The organism is Pseudomonas huaxiensis, assembly GCF_003231275.1.
Taxonomy (GTDB): domain Bacteria; phylum Pseudomonadota; class Gammaproteobacteria; order Pseudomonadales; family Pseudomonadaceae; genus Aquipseudomonas; species Aquipseudomonas huaxiensis.
In genome coordinates, this window is sequence record NZ_QKVL01000185.1 from 1 (window position 1) to 395 (window position 395).

The window sequence follows — 395 nt, forward strand, 5'->3', positions numbered from 1 at the left end:
AGTGTACGTGCCGAATCCGTTCGGCGCGCCAGGCGAGCGCTTGTACCGCACCGGCGACCTGGCACGCCGTCGCGCCGATGGCGTGCTCGAATACGTCGGTCGTGCCGACCATCAAGTGAAGATCCGCGGGTACCGCATCGAACTGGGCGAAATCGAAACCCGCCTGCAAGAACATTCCGCGATCCGCGAAGCGGTGGTGCTGGATATCGACGGCCCGCAGGGCAAGCAACTGGCGGCGTATCTGGTCGCCCGTTGCGAAGTCGATGCTGAGGCGCTGCGCGAAGATCTGAAAGCCGCACTGAAGGCCAGCCTGCCGGACTACATGGTGCCAAGCCACTTCGTGCTGCTGGCCGCCATGCCGCTGACGCCGAACGGCAAGCTCGACCGCAAGGCGC

At 65.3% G+C, this 395-nt stretch carries 1 protein-coding gene; it reads left to right on the forward strand.

All coding sequences use genetic code 11. The features are described 5' to 3' along the window. A partial coding sequence (locus DM374_RS32820) for an AMP-binding enzyme (protein WP_157969829.1) occupies positions 1-395 on the forward strand: 395 nt, incomplete at both ends.